Here is a 17,499-nt window from a genome sequence, read left to right on the forward strand (position 1 = left end):
GAAAATCATAAAATGAAAAAGTTCAAACGCATTTTTTATCTCACATATATAATATTCTTTCTCTTTGGAGGATTTATTGCCATTAACTACGAAAATCTTGTCTTAAAATGGGATTGGGATTTCGTCGATACCTGGGCCGGACTCCTCCGTTTTGTGCTGAAATTAGGTGGTTTCGGTTTGATCCTCTTTCTGATAGAACTTATTATAGAAAACATTCACATTTTAAGCTTAAACAGAAAAATCAAAGTTCTGGAAAGTGATGTAGTAAATCTAAAAAGTAAACTTTATGATCAAAGAGAAGTGTTGCCGAAAGATTCAGAAACATCACAGCCGACAGATAAGGAAGAGAATACGAACGATGAATAAGATGACATTTCCCCAATTCAAAAGAGAAGTGCAGGTCAAAAAGTATCAACACTATATTTTAAAATTAACCTCTTAAAACAATTTAGGATAAATGTTAGCAAAGACTTTCGGTAGTGCTGTATATGGAGTTGATGCCTCCACCATTACGATTGAAGTAAATGTAGGAACCGGAACTAAGTTTTTTATGGTTGGATTGGCAGATTCAGCAGTAAAAGAAAGCGAGCAAAGAATAGATTCGGCATTGAAGCAAAATGGTTTCAATATGCCTCGCCAAAAAGTAATTGTGAACCTTGCTCCTGCTGACATTAGAAAAGAAGGCTCTGCCTACGACCTTCCAATTGCTATTGGAATATTGGAAGCATCTGGACAAATTATTTCTAAAAATCTTGAGGGTTACATTATTATGGGAGAGCTATCACTAGATGGTCAATTGAGACCCATAAAAGGAGCTTTACCCATTGCAATAGAAGCAAGAAAAAGAGGTTTTAACAGTTTCATTCTCCCAAAAGAAAATGCCCAGGAAGCAGCCATAGTTGATAATCTTGAAATACTAGGTGCAGAATCGATAACCCAAGCCATCAATCATTTAAATGGAACTGAAAAAATTGAGGCAATCAAATATGACACTCGTGATGTATTTTATCATAACCTAAGTGGATATGAAGCAGATTTTGCCAATGTACAGGGTCAGGAAAATATCAAGCGCGCATTAGAAATTGCTGCTGCCGGAGGACATAATGTAATAATGATCGGACCACCAGGAGCTGGCAAAACGATGCTGGCAAAACGACTGCCATCTATTCTTCCCCCACTCACATTGCATGAGGCACTAGAGTCCACAAAAATTCACTCTGTTGCTGGCAAGTTAGGTGCCAATTCGTCATTAATTTCTACCCGTCCGTTTCGTTCTCCCCACCACACCATAAGTGATGTGGCTCTTGTAGGAGGTGGCGGAATTCCTCAACCAGGAGAAATTTCTCTCGCTAATAACGGTGTGCTTTTTTTAGACGAACTGCCAGAATTTAAAAGAACTGTACTGGAAGTAATGAGGCAACCACTTGAAGAAAGAAAAGTTACCATTTCTCGCGCAAAAGTTTCAATGGATTTTCCCGCCAATTTTATGCTAATCGCCAGCATGAACCCATGCCCATGTGGTTATTATAATCATCCTGAAAAAGAATGTGTTTGTGCTCCCGGGATTGTGCAAAGATATTTAAACAAAGTAAGCGGTCCTTTACTCGATAGAATCGACTTGCATGTGGAGGTAACACCGGTTTCATTCGATCAAATGACTGCAGATCGCAAATCTGAAAGTAGTACGGAAATAAGAGAGAGGGTAATACAAGCAAGAGAGGTTCAATCTAAAAGATTTAAGGATCAGCCAACCATTTATCACAATGCCATGATGAGTTCTCAAACTCTAAAAGAAGTCTGTCAGATAAATGAAGCAGGAAAAAAATTACTTAAAACAGCAATGGAAAAACTCGGACTTTCGGCAAGAGCTTATGACAGAATTCTTCGAGTATCAAGAACCATTGCAGACCTTGCAGGAAAAGAGGACATAATGATCGAGCATCTTGCTGAAGCCATTCAGTATAGAAGTTTGGACAGAGAAAATTGGGCTGGGTAAATATTTCCTTCTAAAACCATTGATTAGCCAAAGACCGTTACTATTGTTGAATAACATTACGGTAATTGCTTATTCCAAAAAGCTTATTTGATCTCACTTTATTCAATTCATTTAATCAATTAACTTTGCGCCCAATTTTATTTTATTCTCATGAACTTAGCTGAAGAAATACAGAAAAGAAGGACATTTGGTATCATCAGTCACCCCGATGCAGGGAAAACTACACTGACAGAAAAGTTGTTGCTTTTTGGTGGTGCGATAAAAACTGCCGGAGCTGTAAAGTCCAATAAAATTGACCGACATGCCACTTCTGATTTTATGGAAATAGAAAAGCAAAGGGGTATTTCTGTGGCCACTTCAGTAATGGGTTTCAATTATAAAGATGTAAAAATAAACTTACTTGATACTCCGGGTCACCAGGATTTTGCAGAGGATACCTACCGTACTTTAACAGCGGTAGATAGTGTAGTAATGGTAATCGACTGTGTGAAAGGGGTAGAGATTCAAACCGAAAAATTGATGGAAGTATGCCGGATGCGAAACACTCCGGTAATGGTTTTTATCAATAAACTCGACAGAGAAGGGCAAGACCCTTATGATTTGCTCGATGAAATAGAAGAAAAGCTCAACATTCAGGTTCATCCAATGAGTTGGCCCATAGGTATGGGAAAATCATTTCAGGGGGTATATAGTTTGTATGAAAAAAAACTATTGCTATTTCAGGCCAGCAAACAAAAACTGGACGATACAGACACCATCAGCATTGAAAATGTTAATGATCCAATACTGAATGACTTATTAGGACAATCTAGTGCTGCCAAATTGAGAGAAGATGTAGAGCTGGTAGATGGAGTGTATTCAGATCTGGACTTAAATGCCTACAAAAACGGAGAAGTTGCGCCGGTATTTTTTGGAAGTGCCGTCAACAATTTTGGTGTTCGAGAACTGCTTGATTGTTTTATCAACATAGCACCACCTCCACTGGATCGAGAAACTGAGTTAAGACAAATTAACCCCACAGAAAATAAATTTTCAGGATTTGTATTTAAAATACATGCCAATATGGATCCAAAGCATAGAAACAGGATTGCTTTTGTGAGGGTATGTGCCGGGATATTCCAAAGGGGACAAAATTACCATCATGTAAGACTCGATAAAAACTTCCGTTTTTCTAATGCCACGGCTTTCATGGCTCAAAGCAAAGAAATCATTGACGAGGCTTTCCCGGGAGATATTGTTGGACTCTATGATACTGGCAACCTAAAAATAGGAGACACTTTAAGCGAAGGAGAAAAAGGAATGTACAAAGGCATCCCTAGTTTTTCTCCTGAGATCTTCAGGGAAGTGATCAACATGGACGCCATGAAAACAAAACAGTTGGAAAAGGGACTGATGCAGTTGATGGACGAAGGTGTTGCGCAGTTGTTTACTTACGAAATGGGCTCCAGAAAAGTGGTAGGAACCGTTGGTGCCCTTCAATTTGAGGTAATCCAACACAGGTTGAAACACGAATACAATGCTACCTGTAGGTTTGCTCCCATAAACTTGTATAAGGCTTGCTGGATTAGCAGTGAAAACAAAAAGAAAATGGATGAATTTGTGGACTCTAAATACAGGCATATTGCACAAGACAAAGATGGTAAACGTGTATTTATGGCAGAAACCAAAGCCTGGTTGCAAATGGTACAGGACAATTTTCCAGAAATCAACTACCATTTCACTTCAGAATTTTAAGATTACTCCTTTATCTGATAGACTTTAACATAATCAACTATAAACACATCTGGAAAAACGGTTTTACTGATTTCTTCCCGATTGCCGGGGTACTCCATGCTCAGGATCATGTATTCTTCAATATTTGATATGCCCTGAGTCACCTCGTAAAACTTAAGTCCATCAATATAAAAAATGTACTTATCGGGAAACCATTCCAAGCCAAATGTGTGAAAACCTTCGCTCACGCCTTTCAGGTAACTCTGCATGCCATGAGTAGTTTGCTGGTTTGGTCCGTACGCCCAATGTACATTGTGTGACACTATATCCGTTCCCAGTTTCTTGAAAAACTCCATTATATCTATTTCCGCACCATATATAGACGGGTCTTCTCCTTTTGATATGTTAGTCGATTGAATCCAAAAAGCTGCCCAGACACCTTGTGATTTTTGTAGTTGGGCACGGCATTCATAGTAACCATACTTTGACATGAAAAGACCTTGCGTTCCAACAGCACTGCCCAACATCTTATCACCTTGTTTTAAAGCAAACAATTTCAAATATCCGTCTTCAACTTTCACCGCTTCTTCCGAAACATAAGCTATTGCTCTGGGGCCTATTCCACGAACTTTCCACTTGGTCGTATCAAGTTGATCACCCTTAAATTCATCTTCCCACACCAATTTATACCCCGATTTCTTTGGGTTGAATTTGTCTGTGGACATAGGACCTTGTGCTGGTCTTTGCGCCATAACGACACAGGCAAAGAGGAGTATAAATAAGGTTGAAAAAATGTTTTTCATATCATTTTCGTTCAGATTGGATCTTTTGTAATTCCTTCATCTGACCATCTAATATAGCTATTCCCTCATCAAATGAATGCGGTTCATATCCAAGTTTTGAGATTGCTTTATCAATAGTGAAACCTGTTTTGGCAGGCCTTTTGGCAGTTTGGGAAAATGTGGTAGAATCCGCCTTTGCTATAAATGATTGATCCAGATTGAAATAGTTGGCAGTTTTTATAGCCATATCATACGGGGTAAGCATATCTTTTCCTGATATGTTAAAAATACCCGTCTCTTTTTTGATAGCTGTCAGATAGCAACCCATGGCAAGATCTTCTGCCAGCGTTGGTGTTCTCCACTGATCTGTTACCACCTTTATGTTTTTTTTATTCTCGATACTGTCCTTGACCCAGAGGATAATATTGGATCGACTCATGCTGGGAACTACTCCATATACAAGCACTGTTCTCAGTATTGCCCATTTTGTTTTACTCTTTATCACTATTTCCTCGGCATCCAGTTTACTTTCTCCATAAAAGCTAATTGGGTTTGCAATGTCGCCCTCCTTGTAAGGACCATTTTCTCCATCAAAAATAAAATCGGTGGAAAGGTGTATTAAAAAAGTATCGTTTGTTTCACATGCTTCAACAATGTATCTGACTGCATCCACATTCAATTTTCGACATCTTTTCTTTTCTGTTTCACACTGATCTACATTAGTCATAGCAGCAGTGTTCACCACCACATCCGGCTCATGATGCCCTATTACTTGCTCTACTTCTTCCTGATTTGTGATGTCCAGCTGGGTATAGGTATAATTGATACTATTGTTATTGGTTCTGTCTGTCCCAATTCCTGTTGCTATTACTTTTACCCCTTTAGTCAACAAAAGACCAACTAGTTTTTGCCCCAACAAACCATTGGAACCTGTTATTAATATTTTCATTTAATGAAATTGTTAAATCTTTTCCATATTCAATACAGAGGCAAATAAAGTATGATTTTTTATTTAATTTAGAACATTAATAGAAATAACTCAGCGAATTGGAAGAACAGAAAGAAATAGTTATTGTAGATCGTACAGGCAAGCCCGGTGGAGAACCTGATGACATATCTTTGTTTCAGCAGATCCTTCTATGGCTTTCTATATATGTAGTAATCGAACTGTATATTAGTTCTATTATTACTTATCCTGATAAGCTCAAAGAGGTATTGGAACTGGTTGATTTTGGAATATGTATGCTCTTTCTGTATGACTTTGCTTCCGGAATTATCCGAGCGGAAAATAAATGGAAGTATTTCAGGATACATTGGATCGATTTAATATCATCAATTCCTACGGTCGATATATTGAGAGCAGGAAGACTCGTACGTATCATTCGAATATTAAGGGTATTGCGATCTGCCAAATATGTCTTTACGTTTTTCAGCAGGCAAAATTCGTTCAACTCATTTAAAAACCTAATCATATTAAGTTGTGGCATTATCCTTTTATTCACTTTGAGTTTCCATCATCTGGAAAAAAATGTGAACCCACACATCAACTCTATTGGCGACTCGCTTTGGTGGACAACAATTACCACCATTACCGTTGGCTTTTTACAGGATATCCCACCAATGACACCCGAGGGAAAGTTTTTATCTGTAGCACTTATACTATTGGGAATGGTAATGTTCAGTACGCTTACGGGTACTATTACAGACTTCTTTATCGAAGATGAGGACATTGTGGTAAAATTGAATGAAATGACTTCCAAAGTGGAAAGCCTTGAATCTAAAATAGATTCCATGAGCGAAAAAATAGATAAGCTGAATAAAAGCTAGCTGGTTCTCGAAAAAATTCTCAGTACTCCCGGTTAACACGAAATTCCAAAGAAAAAGTAATTTGTGGTAATTATGATCAATTATGGCACAGTACGATCTGTTTGAAAAAAAATCCAGTGGTAGTTCATTGGATATAGATGCTTACCTCAAGCGAATAAACTGTAGCCGGGAATATAAGCCTTCACTGAAGTTTTTAAGACAAATACATCGAAACCACCAGTATAATATTCCATTTGAGAATCTTGATATCCACATTGGCAATCAAATTATACTAGATGTACAAAAAATTTTCAACAAAATTGTCAATCAACAAAGGGGTGGGTTTTGTTATGAACTAAACGGATTGTTTTACCATTTGCTCATCGGATTGGGTTTTCAGGCAAAGATTATATCCGCAAGCATGTATTCCGAAAATGGAATACTGGGGCCAAAATTTGATCATTTACTGATAATCGTTTATCTGGATGATAAGCAATGGCTGGTGGATGTGGGGTTTGGAAGGTCTTTTTTGTCTCCGTTGGAATTTGTCCCGGACAAAATACAAATGGACTACAACAGGTATTTTAGAATTGACGATTTGCCTGATGGCAATTTTGTTTTGCAAAGTTCAAACGATTCATTTTCTTATAAAAAGGAATATGTTTTTTCTAAAAAACAGCATCAGTTTGTAGAGTTCATTGCGATGTGTCAGTATCATCAGACCAGTCCCAAGTCTCCTTTCACACAAAAAAAACTAATTAGCCAACCTACAATTAATGGCAGACTAACACTTACCGACAATGCGTTTACTATTACCAAAATGGGTAAAAAAGAAGAATTCCCTATTCTAAATAATGATGAATTTGTTGTCAAGCTTTGGGAGCATTTTAATATCAGATTAAGAAAAAACCAATGATTCCTTACATCAGTGCTTCAAACAGAATTTCTGCCGGATGTTTAGAATTTCTACCCGTGCCATCATGTATCTGATGACGACAACTTGTTCCCGGTGCAGCTATTATAGTATCTTCTGTTGTGCTTCTTACAGTCGGAAAAAGAACCAGTTCCCCGATCTTCATTGAAACATCGTAATGTTCCTTTTCATATCCGAAAGAACCTGCCATACCACAGCAACCCGATGGTATCATTTGCACAGTATAATTTTCAGGAATAGACAATGCTTTCTTTAAAGTAACTACCGACGATAATGCTTTTTGATGACAATGGCCATGTGCCCTTACCAATTTTTCCTCGGTCTTAAATGATGCGCTCTTGATATTTCCATTCTCGAATTCTTGTGTGATAAACTCTTCAAAGGTCAGGATGTTTTCCGCAAGCTTCAGTGATTTTTCCTTCAATTCTGCATCACATAAATCCGGATATTCATCTTTCAAAGTTAAAATTGCAGAAGGCTCAATTCCAATCAAAGGAGTTTCTTTTGTTACTAACCCAGACAGGGCTTTGATGTTTTTATTGATTACCGGGATAGCTTCTTTCAACATGCCCTTCGATATAAAAGTACGGCAGCTTTCCTCGTGTTCCGGAATAATCACATTGTAATTTAGTCTATCCAGTAGCTGTATCACTTTTTTTCCAATTTCAACATCCTGAAAATTGGTAAACTCATCAGCAAACAGATAGACTGTTTGGGTATCCTTAGACACAGCACTTTTGAAAGTCTTTTTATACCATTTCTTCAATGTCTGCTTGGGCATTCTGGGCATTGGCCTTTGTTCAGCAATTCCCATAAAAGACTTGAATATTTTTCCCATTACAGGATTCCCAACCATGAAGTTGTATGCCGGAGGAAAAATTGATGCCATCTTCATACCTTGATTGAAACGACCCGTCAGTTTCGTTTTCAACGGAATACCATGTACATCAAAATAATTTTGTTGGAACTCTGCCTTCAACCTGGCCATGTCCACATTGGATGGGCACTCAGATTTACACCCTTTGCAAGACAAGCACAAGTCCATTACTTCTTTGATCTCTTCACTGTCAAACCTGTTCGGTTTTTCAGAGTTCGTAAGGATTTCCCGAAGGATATTTGCCCTGGAACGGGTAGTATCTTTTTCATTGCGGGTGGCCATAAAACTAGGACACATCGTTCCTCCACTCATAGGAGACTTTCTACAATCACCGGAACCATTGCAAAGCTCCGCTGAACGGAGCACACCCTGATTTTTGCTCCAGTCAAAATAGGTTTCTATTTCAGGTTCTACCCTATCGGCTTCATACCTCAGGTTGGAATCCATCGGAGGTGTGTTAGTAATTTTCCCGGGATTAAATATCCCTTTAGGATCCCACGTGTTTTTCAGGTCTTCAAGCAACTGGTAGTTGCTATCACCAATCATGGTTTTGATAAACTCACCCCTCAGCCGGCCATCTCCGTGTTCCCCGCTCAATGAGCCTTTGTATTTTTTAACCAAATGGGCTATTTCTGTAGCAATCGTTCTGTATTGTTCGTGCCCTTCTTTTGTTTTCAGATTTATTATTGGCCGCAAATGAAGCTCTCCGGAACCAGCATGTGCATAGTGCACACAGCTCATATTGTGCTTTTTCAAAATCTCATTGAAGTCAATGATATACTGAGGCAGGTCCTGCACATCTACAGCCGTATCTTCAATGACAGGAGCGGCCTTGGCATCTCCCGGTATGTTGGAAAGCAATCCCAAACCTGCCTTTCGCAGATTCCAAACTTTCCCTACATCCTCACCCGTAACTATGGGATAATGATAGCCTAGGTTTTCTTTTTTCAATTCATCAATAAGTGCATTGCACTTCTTATCTAGTGCTTCCTCATTTTCAGCAACTAGTTCCACAACCAAAATTGCCCCGGGATCACCTTGGACGAAAAACCTGTTTTTCTGTTGTTCGGTATTCTTTTTGGTACATTCAAGAATATAATGGTCCATCAATTCACTGGCGTGTGGGCCGTATTTTAAACCAATCAGATTGGCTCGTAAAGATTCATTGACATCCTCGCAATGGATGCAAACCAGTGCTTTGTGCCTGGATGGCAGGGGAATTGTATTGAGTTTGATTTCAGTAATGAACATCAAAGTCCCCTCTGAGCCAGCTATTAGTTTGCAAAAATTAAAGTCTTCACCTTCTGGATTAAAAGGCTTATTGATAGCCAGCATGTCTATGGCATAACCTGTATTTCTTCTTTCAATCGAAGGTTTAGGAAACTCTCTCTTTATATTTTCAACGTTTTGTGAAGAAGAGAGCATTTCATTTATAGCCTTATAAATGCTTGCTTCAAGCTCTGAATCCGAATGCATTGCAGCCAGAAACTCTTCACCTGACATTGACTTAAAAGTGGTGTAAGTACCATCAGAAAGAAAACCTTTTACTTCCAACAAATGATCTCTGGTGCTTCCATAAACCACGGAATTTGATCCGCAGGAATTGTTGCCGACCATTCCACCGATCATTGCTCGGTTGGCAGTGGAGGTTTCCGGACCAAAATACCTGTTGTAATTTTTCAAATACCTGTTAAGGTCATCACGGATAACACCCGGCTGAACCCGAGCCCAGTTTTCTGATTCGTTTACTTCAAGTACCTCGCAGAAATGCTTAGACACATCCACAATGATTCCACCACCAACAACCTGACCAGCCAATGAAGTACCTGCCGTTCTTGGAATAAGGGAAGTAGCATTTTTATGAGCAAAGGCTATCAATAACTTGATGTCAGATTCGTTTTTTGGCATAGCCACAGCCAATGGCATTTCTCTATATGCAGAAGCATCTGTTGCATATAACTTTCGCATGGTCTCATCAAAAAACAACTCGCCATCCAGGCTGCTCTGTAATTCTGTCAGTTCTCTATTCATTGCAGCGCAAAATTAGAAAAAATAAAATGTCTTCATTCGTTAAATGTTAAATTCCATTTGCATGAATAAAACTACTTGGATGATTGTAAACAACCTGTATATATGAAAAACATTTTGTATGCAATTACACAATTTGCTTTAATGTGAATTTGGAGTAAGAAACATAAACAATTTATGTTATGAAATAAGAAATGGTTTGAGGTTAAATTACCGAATTCTTTGTTCTGATAATGATTTTTGATTTAGAACAGGAAATACAAAAACACGTTTTGGAAGTTAAATTTGAAGGTTAAAGAAGAAGATTTGCTCGTCTGACAGACTAGAATTATGGGTGTTTTTCAGCTGTTTAGCAATGACATACAACTCATTACCAAACCCAAGAAAAAACCAAACACTTTCAGATCAACCTGGTTACTCTATAATGCCTGTAGAAACCTTCCTTTTAGGTATTGAATTAGAGCAACTTTCATTGTCACTTAAAGCAAATTCACATTATACTAAGGAAGCTCTGCAAGAATAGTCCTTCCTCCCTTTGTTTTATCTCCTATATTTACCCTGACTTCTGCATCAATTGGGAGGAAAACATCAACCCGAGACCCAAATTTTATGAACCCAAATTCATTTCCTTGTTTAATTTGTGTTCCTTCGTCAACATACCACTTAATTCTACGAGCCAGAGCTCCCGCTATTTGACGAACAAGAACTTCTAAACCATTTCCCAAATCCAGAACCATAGTAGTTCGCTCATTTTCTGTACTTGACTTAGGATGCCATGCTACCAGATACTTACCTGCGTGATACTTGAAATATTTGACAATTCCTGAAACCGGACTCCTGTTTACATGTACATTAACAGGCGACATAAAAATAGATATTTGCTTTCTTTTAGAGTTGAAATACTCTTTTTCCAGCACCTCTTCTATCACAACCACCTTGCCATCTGCAGGAGCGATAACAAGCTTTTCATTAGCATGAGTAATTATCTTAGGGCTTCTAAAAAACTGTAAAACAATCAGAAAAAAAATTATAGTAGAAATCAGAACTATGTTCTGTAGCAGAGATGCCTGAGGGTAATAATAACTTGCTCCAAAATTTAAAGCTAAGAATAAAACGGCTAGTACTAACAGTAATAGTCTTCCTTCCTTATGTATAGTCATAAAAATAACTGGTATTTGTTAATGTTTTGCCGTATTTAGAAGTCAAAATAAAAGGATTCTAAAACCCACCTCTGTATTTATAAGTTTGTGATACCTTTTTTATTGCTACTATATATGCAGCGATTCGCAAAGATACGTCATATTCTTTAGAAGTTTCAAAAACATTATTGAACGCAGTTTTCATAATTCTGTCTGAACGTCTGTTTACTCTCTCTCGTGTCCATTTGTACCCTAATCTATTCTGCACCCACTCAAAATATGAAACCGTAACTCCCCCTGCATTAGCCAAAATATCAGGAACAGCTATTATGCCTTTTTCATGGAGAATAGAATCTGCTTTATATGATGTTGGCCCATTAGCTCCCTCTACAATTAGTTTTGCTTTAATTTTATCAGCATTGTGCTTGGTAATCACATCTTCCATAGCCGCAGGTATCAATACATCCACATCCAATAACAACAATTCCGATCCTTCAATCTTTTCTGCACCAGGAAGCCCTTCCAACGATTTATTGTTCTTGTCTCTGTATTCAATAGCTTCTGCTATATCTATTCCTTGATCATTATAATAAGCACCTGACACATCTGAAATAGCTACTATTTTCACACCTCTTTCTCCCAGCAGTTTTGCTGCCCATGATCCCACATTTCCAAAACCCTGAATAGCACACCTGGCTTCAAACGGGTTCATTTTTGTTTTTTCCATTGCAGCCAGAGCTGAAATCATTACTCCCCGCCCTGTAGCCTCCGTTCTTCCAAGTGACCCTCCAAGTACCAGTGGTTTTCCCGTCACTACTGCATTTACGGTCATCCCTTTAGACTTTGAATATTCATCCATCATCCAAGCCATCTCGTTTGGACCTGTGCCCATATCTGGTGCCGGTATATCCCGGTCTGGACCAAAAATCTCATTCATAGACTGTGTATAAGCCCTGGTCAACCTCTCTATTTCACCTTGAGACATTTCACGAGGATTACATTTTATTCCTCCTTTGGCACCACCATAGGGAATATCAACCACTGCACATTTCCAGGTCATCCAAGCGGCAAGTGCTTTAACTTCGTCAATATTTACTCCCATATCATAGCGAACACCTCCTTTCGATGGTCCCAGAATATTGGAATGCACAACACGATGACCCTCAAACACTCTGATAGATCCATTATCCATAGTGACAGGCAGATTAACTGTCACTTGTTTTGTTGGAGACTTGAGCACTTCGTAAATTTCGTCATCAAGACCTAATGCCTGAGAGGCAATATGGAATCTTGACATCATAGACTCAAAAGGATTTTCCTTATCCTTTATTGGGGCTGGCTCTATATAGCTTATCATTTTTTAATTATTCTTTTTTTGGAATTGCAAAATTACCAATTCAATTGGAGTATAATTTTAGAACCAACGTTAAATTCGAATTGAAAGATTCAAACCTGAGCTTTTAAAAAGGGCATTTTGAGCCTAAAAAAACCCGATGGAAGACCATCGGGCTGCTTATTAACACTATGTTTCAATTTACTGAAACTAGCTATGAGAAAAAGGTTCTTTTTGGGGGTTGCGGATCAAAGCACCAATGCTTGTTCTTCTTTCGCAACATTCAACTCACCAATTACTTTATTTGCCAAATTTTGATCTCCCAGCGGGAGCTCCATCAATACAGTTAAACTATTTTGATCATCAAGTTTTGATTGCGAGATTTTAAATTCATCAGAATCTCCAAATTGATATTCTCCTAAAACCGAGTTATACCAAATAATTTGCATTTTTCTATTGGTTGATTGCATTACAAATAGACAAAGAGTAAAGATTACAATCCTGCCATTTCACTTTTCAATTCTGCCGAATTGCTCTACTTGTAGATTTGAGAATATTTAATTATTCTTTATTAAAACTTATGGTATCAACTACATATTGACTCTGAACTTGTTTCAAAAGCATAACTACCCTGAAACTACCCTGATCGGAAGTGTATCTGCCAATATTATATTTCAAACCCTCTGGGGAAGAGCCTTTATGAATATAGGTAAAATTTTGAGGTGGGTATTTTGTGAAAAAATCCTTTATTATTGACTCAGCCTGGGCTTTGCTATAGTTAGCTCCTTTATCTTCTACCTTTAATTCCGTCACAGTATTGAAATACTTAATCAACTCTCTGGAGCTTCCGGTTTTCAGTGCAATAGCTACATTGTCTGTGGTTGACTGACCAAAAGAAACCGACGAAATTGATAAAAATAGTATGAATAATATATATCTCATTACTTAAAGGTATTTCTTATTTTGTTGATTTGCCAAATATTGTGCCAATTCCAAGTAATACCAATATGATTTTTTCCCACATAAGAATCAAACCATAATCCATGAACTTGCGTATCTAAAACAAACTAAAATTTAATATCATGAAATTTTTACTCTGGTTAATTTTATTAGTCATTTGCTGGCCTCTCGCATTGGTTATTTTATTTTTATATCCAATAATATGGATTTTGTTAATTCCATTTAGAATTCTTGGTTTTGCTGTCGAAGGTGTCCTTTCATTTATTAAGGCATTGTTCATGTTTCCTTCTAAAATCTTGTCCTGATTTTTTTTTGAATCAGCTACTATGTATAAAAAGGAACTGTTTTATACAACCTATCATGGTTCTCTACGTATTCAGGCTTAGCATTGAAAAGTAGCAATTACTAAACCATACATTTTGACTAAATTAGAATCTTTTTTTATTTATTGTTCAGGGATATCACCTACTCTATTAAAGAGGTGCAGTATTGAAAATTCAAAATACATTGGGATAGGAGCATCCATTTTCTTCACTGGATTATTAGCCGCCCTTTCTTCAGGATATGCGCTTTTTACAATATTTGATTCCCTGATTTATGCCATCTCTTTTGGCATACTATGGGGGTTAATGATCTTCAACCTTGACAGATACATCGTGCTCAGTATGCGTAAAAACGAAATTTGGTATAGGGAATTACTTCAGGCTACTCCCCGAATTCTCTTAGCCATATTGATTGCATTGATCATCTCTAAGCCATTAGAAATAAAAATTTTTGAAAAAGAGATAAACAATGAACTCTCGCTGCTTAAAGAAGAAATATTAAAAGAACAGCAAGAAAGTGTTTTATTAAGATACTCACCTCGTATTGATTCGATAGAGTTCTCAATTCAAAAGTTAAAAAATGAAATCAAAACCAAAGAAAAGCACAGGGATGAATTGGCCAGAATAGCTCAAAAAGAAGCAGATGGAACTGGAGGATCTGGAAAAGTAAATGCCGGGCCAATTTATAAAATCAAACAAAATGATGCCATTAAAGCACAGCAGGAGCTTGACCTATTGAATACAACCAATGGCGAATCAATAGCAAAACTGAAATCAAAAATTGAAAGTCTGGAATCAGAAAAAAACGCAACACTGAGTAACCTGAACCAACCAGACGTTTATGGTATATCCTCGCAATTAACAGCCTTAAATCGACTGAGCCATAAATACAACACTATCAAAATAGCTGACTGGTTTATCGTTTTACTTTTTGTAGCACTAGAATTAACTCCCGTTTTGACAAAACTTATTTCTAACTGTGGCCCTTATGACAACCTTTTGCAAGTACATGAGCATCATTTTGACAATTACAGAAAAGAAAAAATCGCTGCTTCGAACATAAATTTGGAAAAGACTTTATCTAATGCCTAAGTAGCAAAAAATCAATCCATTCGAACAAGAGTACTTCCTGACAAAACAGGAATGACATCAAACCTGTCAATTTTCAAACAAAATTCAATGTCTTTATTTATTCCAATTTTTGAAAGACGCTTTGCATGGGCTGAATTTTGTACGGTCGGTAGTAGCTCATTTTTTACAGCCTGGTAATACTTCAACGCCATATGGGGTGCATCACAATTTAATGTATGGCTTTTTTCCAGCTTTTCGATCAGGGCTCCAGCGAACAGACTGTCTTCCATATTTACTTTCCCCTTCCATCCGGCACAATGAATAATTACATCATTGGGCTGATTGTTAAGATATAGAGCCACCACAGAAAGATTAAGAAAAGCACCTATTATGACTTTATAGGCTTTAATAGATTTTGATATGGCCAAAGTGCCATTTGTAGTAGTCGCACAGATTGTTTTGCCTTTCAGATTTTCATTCATATAGCTGAAAGGGGAGTTATCCAACTCAAACCCATCAACCTGTTTCCCTCCTCTTTCTGCTGCACAAATGAATCCTTTATTTTGATATTCTTTGCATTCTTCTAATGTTGCCACAGGTATTATCCCCTTTACTCCACTTGCAAAACCACTTACCATACAGGACGTAGCTCGAAGTATATCTACTACAACCACAATCTTTCCTTCCAGATCGTAAGAATCTATAAGGTCGGGAGAAAAACAAACGTCTATTGTTCTGGCCAATTACTTTTTGTAAATAGGGAGTTTAACAACTTTTGCCTGAAGTGTTTTATTTCTTACCTGAATAAAAATAGTAGATCCAGGAGTATGGAAGCCTGTTTGTACATAACCTAATCCAATACCTTTACCCATCATTGGAGACATAGAGCCAGAAGTTACTTTTCCTATTGATTTTCCCTCCTCATCAACTATTTCATAGCCCGCTCTGGGAATTCCCCTATCTTCCAATTCAAACCCTACAAGTTTCCTTTTTACACCTTCTTCTTTTTGTTTTAAGAGATTCGCTGAGTTTGTAAATTCCTTACTGAATTTAGTCACCCACCCAAGTCCTGCTTCGAGCGGAGATGTAGTGTCATCAATGTCATTTCCATACAGACAAAAGCCCATTTCCAATCTTAAAGTATCTCTCGCTCCTAATCCAATGGGCTTTATTCCAAACTCTTCTCCAGCTTCAAATATTTTCTCCCAAAGCGATTGAGCAAATTCATTTTTCACATATAACTCAAAACCCCCTGAACCTGTATATCCTGTAGCCGAGATAATGACATTATCGATACCACCTATAGTATCTTTTATAAAATGATAATATTTGATCTCGGACAAGTCAACACTGGAGAGCTTCTGTAAAGTATTTATTGCTTTAGGCCCCTGTACTGCAAAAAGTGAAATATCATCGGAAATATTTTTAAGCTGAACTTTATTTTTGTTGAATTTATTTATCCAATTCCAATCTTTTTCAATATTTGAAGCATTCACCACCAACAGGTATTTTTCATCGTCCAACTTGTAGGTAATAAAGTCGTCGATAATGCCTCCTTCTTCATTGGGCAAACAAGCATATTGTGCCTGACCATTTATCATCTGAGATATATCATTGCTGGATATACTTTGAATAAGATCAAAAGCCCCTGTGCCCTGTATCAAAAATTCTCCCATGTGAGACACATCAAAAACACCTACGGCTTCACGCACGCACTTATGTTCTTCAATATCGGAACTGTACCTTACTGGCATATTAAAACCTGCAAAAGGCACCATTTTTCCACCCAAAGATTCATGCAAGTCATTGAGTGCTATTTTTTTTACATTCATGTTCTTTTGATTTGTCTCATATAAGAGTTGCAAATGTAGTAATTACATGGAATCCGTGAGATAATTACATAAAAAACAGCTTTTATTTATAACAATGTTCTTCAAATTGGATTATATAAATGTGAACCTGAAGAATAGTTATTCTCTCATCACTTCCTTTACAATATTTTCCAATTGAACAGGATCTTTGATTGGTTTGCTTACAAATTTGGAGATGTCCAAATCAAGGTTATTTGTGTTGTAATTAAGGTGAGCCGAAACAATTACTATTTTAGGTCGATGTATCAAAGCTGCCATTGCTTCAAATCCATCAAGATAGGGCATTTCAATATCCAGAAACAAAATGTCTGGTTTATATTTTACAGCTCCCATTGCACCATCTACAGAGTTGGTGTAAGTCTTTATCAGATGGAGGCTTTTGACTTTGTTTGCCATATATTCAAATATTTCTAAATATAATGGGTCATCGTCAATCGCTATACATGTATATCTTGCCTTCATATATTCACTGTTTCAAACAGTCTGAAGTGGTTAAAGTATATTGTTTTACTAAATACACATAATATTAAAGAATCCACCCTCTAAGAAGGTGGACTTGAAAAGCCCCTATAAGGGGCCAAAATCCAACTTCTGCTGTTCTTCTACTTTTTCTTGTTTCTCTTGATATTGAACATACTTTCTTATCTTTTCTTCATCAAGACCAAT

At 37.4% G+C, this 17,499-nt stretch carries 16 protein-coding genes; 6 read left to right on the top strand and 10 right to left on the bottom strand.

Annotated elements, in window-relative coordinates:
- Positions 1-12: 12 nt before the first annotated feature.
- From AAOP42_RS19310 to AAOP42_RS19320, 3 genes are all read left to right on the top strand, one after another.
- A complete protein-coding gene (locus AAOP42_RS19310; RefSeq protein WP_349530218.1) occupies positions 13-366 on the top strand; it encodes a hypothetical protein in 354 nt (117 codons plus the stop codon).
- A gap of 91 nt (positions 367-457) precedes the next feature.
- Positions 458-1,996 (top strand): YifB family Mg chelatase-like AAA ATPase, encoded by a 1,539-nt coding sequence (locus AAOP42_RS19315; RefSeq protein ID WP_349530219.1) that lies wholly within the window; start codon positions 458-460, stop codon positions 1,994-1,996.
- Positions 1,997-2,146: 150 nt separating this feature from the next.
- On the top strand, positions 2,147-3,730 hold the full coding sequence (locus AAOP42_RS19320; protein WP_349530220.1) for a peptide chain release factor 3: 1,584 nt from the start codon (positions 2,147-2,149) through the stop codon (positions 3,728-3,730).
- 2 nt (positions 3,731-3,732) lie between these two features.
- Here the strand turns inward: AAOP42_RS19320 and AAOP42_RS19325 are convergent, their stop codons facing one another.
- Both AAOP42_RS19325 and AAOP42_RS19330 read right to left on the bottom strand, forming a co-directional pair.
- Positions 3,733-4,512, bottom strand: a complete 780-nt coding sequence (locus tag AAOP42_RS19325; protein ID WP_349530221.1) for a glycoside hydrolase family 16 protein — start codon at positions 4,510-4,512, stop codon at positions 3,733-3,735.
- 1 nt (position 4,513) lies between these two features.
- Positions 4,514-5,440, bottom strand: a complete 927-nt coding sequence (locus tag AAOP42_RS19330) for an SDR family oxidoreductase (protein ID WP_349530222.1) — start codon at positions 5,438-5,440, stop codon at positions 4,514-4,516.
- A gap of 98 nt (positions 5,441-5,538) precedes the next feature.
- Between AAOP42_RS19330 and AAOP42_RS19335 the strand changes: the two genes are divergently transcribed.
- Both AAOP42_RS19335 and AAOP42_RS19340 read left to right on the top strand, forming a co-directional pair.
- Entirely contained in the window at positions 5,539-6,318 is a 780-nt protein-coding gene (locus AAOP42_RS19335; protein WP_349530223.1) for an ion transporter, read from the top strand.
- A gap of 82 nt (positions 6,319-6,400) precedes the next feature.
- Positions 6,401-7,213: an arylamine N-acetyltransferase family protein gene (locus tag AAOP42_RS19340; RefSeq protein ID WP_349530224.1), complete on the top strand. Its 813-nt coding sequence runs from the start codon at positions 6,401-6,403 to the stop codon at positions 7,211-7,213.
- A 4-nt stretch (positions 7,214-7,217) separates the two neighbouring features.
- On the opposite strand, the gene AAOP42_RS19345 is transcribed toward AAOP42_RS19340, so the two are convergent.
- The 5 genes from AAOP42_RS19345 to AAOP42_RS19365 form a co-directional block, all read right to left on the bottom strand.
- Positions 7,218-10,139: an FAD-binding and (Fe-S)-binding domain-containing protein gene (locus AAOP42_RS19345; protein WP_349530225.1), complete on the bottom strand. Its 2,922-nt coding sequence runs from the start codon at positions 10,137-10,139 to the stop codon at positions 7,218-7,220.
- Positions 10,140-10,636: 497 nt separating this feature from the next.
- A complete protein-coding gene (locus AAOP42_RS19350) occupies positions 10,637-11,296 on the bottom strand; it encodes a phosphatidylserine decarboxylase family protein (protein ID WP_349530226.1) in 660 nt (219 codons plus the stop codon).
- Between the two features lie 58 nt (positions 11,297-11,354).
- Positions 11,355-12,629: a Glu/Leu/Phe/Val family dehydrogenase gene (locus AAOP42_RS19355; RefSeq protein ID WP_349530236.1), complete on the bottom strand. Its 1,275-nt coding sequence runs from the start codon at positions 12,627-12,629 to the stop codon at positions 11,355-11,357.
- A gap of 227 nt (positions 12,630-12,856) precedes the next feature.
- Positions 12,857-13,057 (bottom strand): hypothetical protein, encoded by a 201-nt coding sequence (locus tag AAOP42_RS19360; RefSeq protein ID WP_349530227.1) that lies wholly within the window; start codon positions 13,055-13,057, stop codon positions 12,857-12,859.
- Positions 13,058-13,169: 112 nt separating this feature from the next.
- Entirely contained in the window at positions 13,170-13,550 is a 381-nt protein-coding gene (locus AAOP42_RS19365) for a DUF4783 domain-containing protein (RefSeq protein WP_349530228.1), read from the bottom strand.
- Between the two features lie 437 nt (positions 13,551-13,987).
- Between AAOP42_RS19365 and AAOP42_RS19370 the strand changes: the two genes are divergently transcribed.
- Entirely contained in the window at positions 13,988-14,983 is a 996-nt protein-coding gene (locus AAOP42_RS19370) for a DUF4407 domain-containing protein (RefSeq protein ID WP_349530229.1), read from the top strand.
- 11 nt (positions 14,984-14,994) lie between these two features.
- Here AAOP42_RS19370 and AAOP42_RS19375 read toward each other — a convergent pair whose 3' ends face one another.
- The 3 genes from AAOP42_RS19375 to AAOP42_RS19385 form a co-directional block, all read right to left on the bottom strand.
- Positions 14,995-15,705, bottom strand: a complete 711-nt coding sequence (locus AAOP42_RS19375; RefSeq protein ID WP_349530230.1) for a 2-phosphosulfolactate phosphatase — start codon at positions 15,703-15,705, stop codon at positions 14,995-14,997.
- Positions 15,706-16,794 (bottom strand): glycine cleavage system aminomethyltransferase GcvT, encoded by a 1,089-nt coding sequence (gene gcvT / locus AAOP42_RS19380; RefSeq protein ID WP_349530231.1) that lies wholly within the window; start codon positions 16,792-16,794, stop codon positions 15,706-15,708.
- Between the two features lie 138 nt (positions 16,795-16,932).
- On the bottom strand, positions 16,933-17,295 hold the full coding sequence (locus AAOP42_RS19385) for a LytR/AlgR family response regulator transcription factor (RefSeq protein ID WP_349530232.1): 363 nt from the start codon (positions 17,293-17,295) through the stop codon (positions 16,933-16,935).
- Positions 17,296-17,499: the final 204 nt, after the last annotated feature.

The organism is Reichenbachiella sp. MALMAid0571, from assembly GCF_040151475.1.
Classification (GTDB): domain Bacteria; phylum Bacteroidota; class Bacteroidia; order Cytophagales; family Cyclobacteriaceae; genus CAXBNB01.

What these genes read in the sequence shown, in the direction of transcription:
- AAOP42_RS19345 (WP_349530225.1), bottom strand. Translation starts at nt 10,139, where the DNA reads ATGAATAGAGAACTGACAGAATTACAGAGCAGCCTGGATGGCGAGTTG.
- AAOP42_RS19330 (WP_349530222.1), bottom strand. Translation starts at nt 5,440, where the DNA reads ATGAAAATATTAATAACAGGTTCCAATGGTTTGTTGGGGCAAAAACTA.
- AAOP42_RS19360 (WP_349530227.1), bottom strand. Translation starts at nt 13,057, where the DNA reads ATGCAAATTATTTGGTATAACTCGGTTTTAGGAGAATATCAATTTGGA.
- AAOP42_RS19365 (WP_349530228.1), bottom strand. Translation starts at nt 13,550, where the DNA reads ATGAGATATATATTATTCATACTATTTTTATCAATTTCGTCGGTTTCT.
- AAOP42_RS19325 (WP_349530221.1), bottom strand. Translation starts at nt 4,512, where the DNA reads ATGAAAAACATTTTTTCAACCTTATTTATACTCCTCTTTGCCTGTGTC.
- gcvT (WP_349530231.1), bottom strand. Translation starts at nt 16,794, where the DNA reads ATGAATGTAAAAAAAATAGCACTCAATGACTTGCATGAATCTTTGGGT.
- AAOP42_RS19320 (WP_349530220.1), top strand. Translation starts at nt 2,147, where the DNA reads ATGAACTTAGCTGAAGAAATACAGAAAAGAAGGACATTTGGTATCATC.
- AAOP42_RS19310 (WP_349530218.1), top strand. Translation starts at nt 13, where the DNA reads ATGAAAAAGTTCAAACGCATTTTTTATCTCACATATATAATATTCTTT.
- AAOP42_RS19315 (WP_349530219.1), top strand. Translation starts at nt 458, where the DNA reads ATGTTAGCAAAGACTTTCGGTAGTGCTGTATATGGAGTTGATGCCTCC.
- AAOP42_RS19385 (WP_349530232.1), bottom strand. Translation starts at nt 17,295, where the DNA reads ATGAAGGCAAGATATACATGTATAGCGATTGACGATGACCCATTATAT.
- AAOP42_RS19340 (WP_349530224.1), top strand. Translation starts at nt 6,401, where the DNA reads ATGGCACAGTACGATCTGTTTGAAAAAAAATCCAGTGGTAGTTCATTG.
- AAOP42_RS19350 (WP_349530226.1), bottom strand. Translation starts at nt 11,296, where the DNA reads ATGACTATACATAAGGAAGGAAGACTATTACTGTTAGTACTAGCCGTT.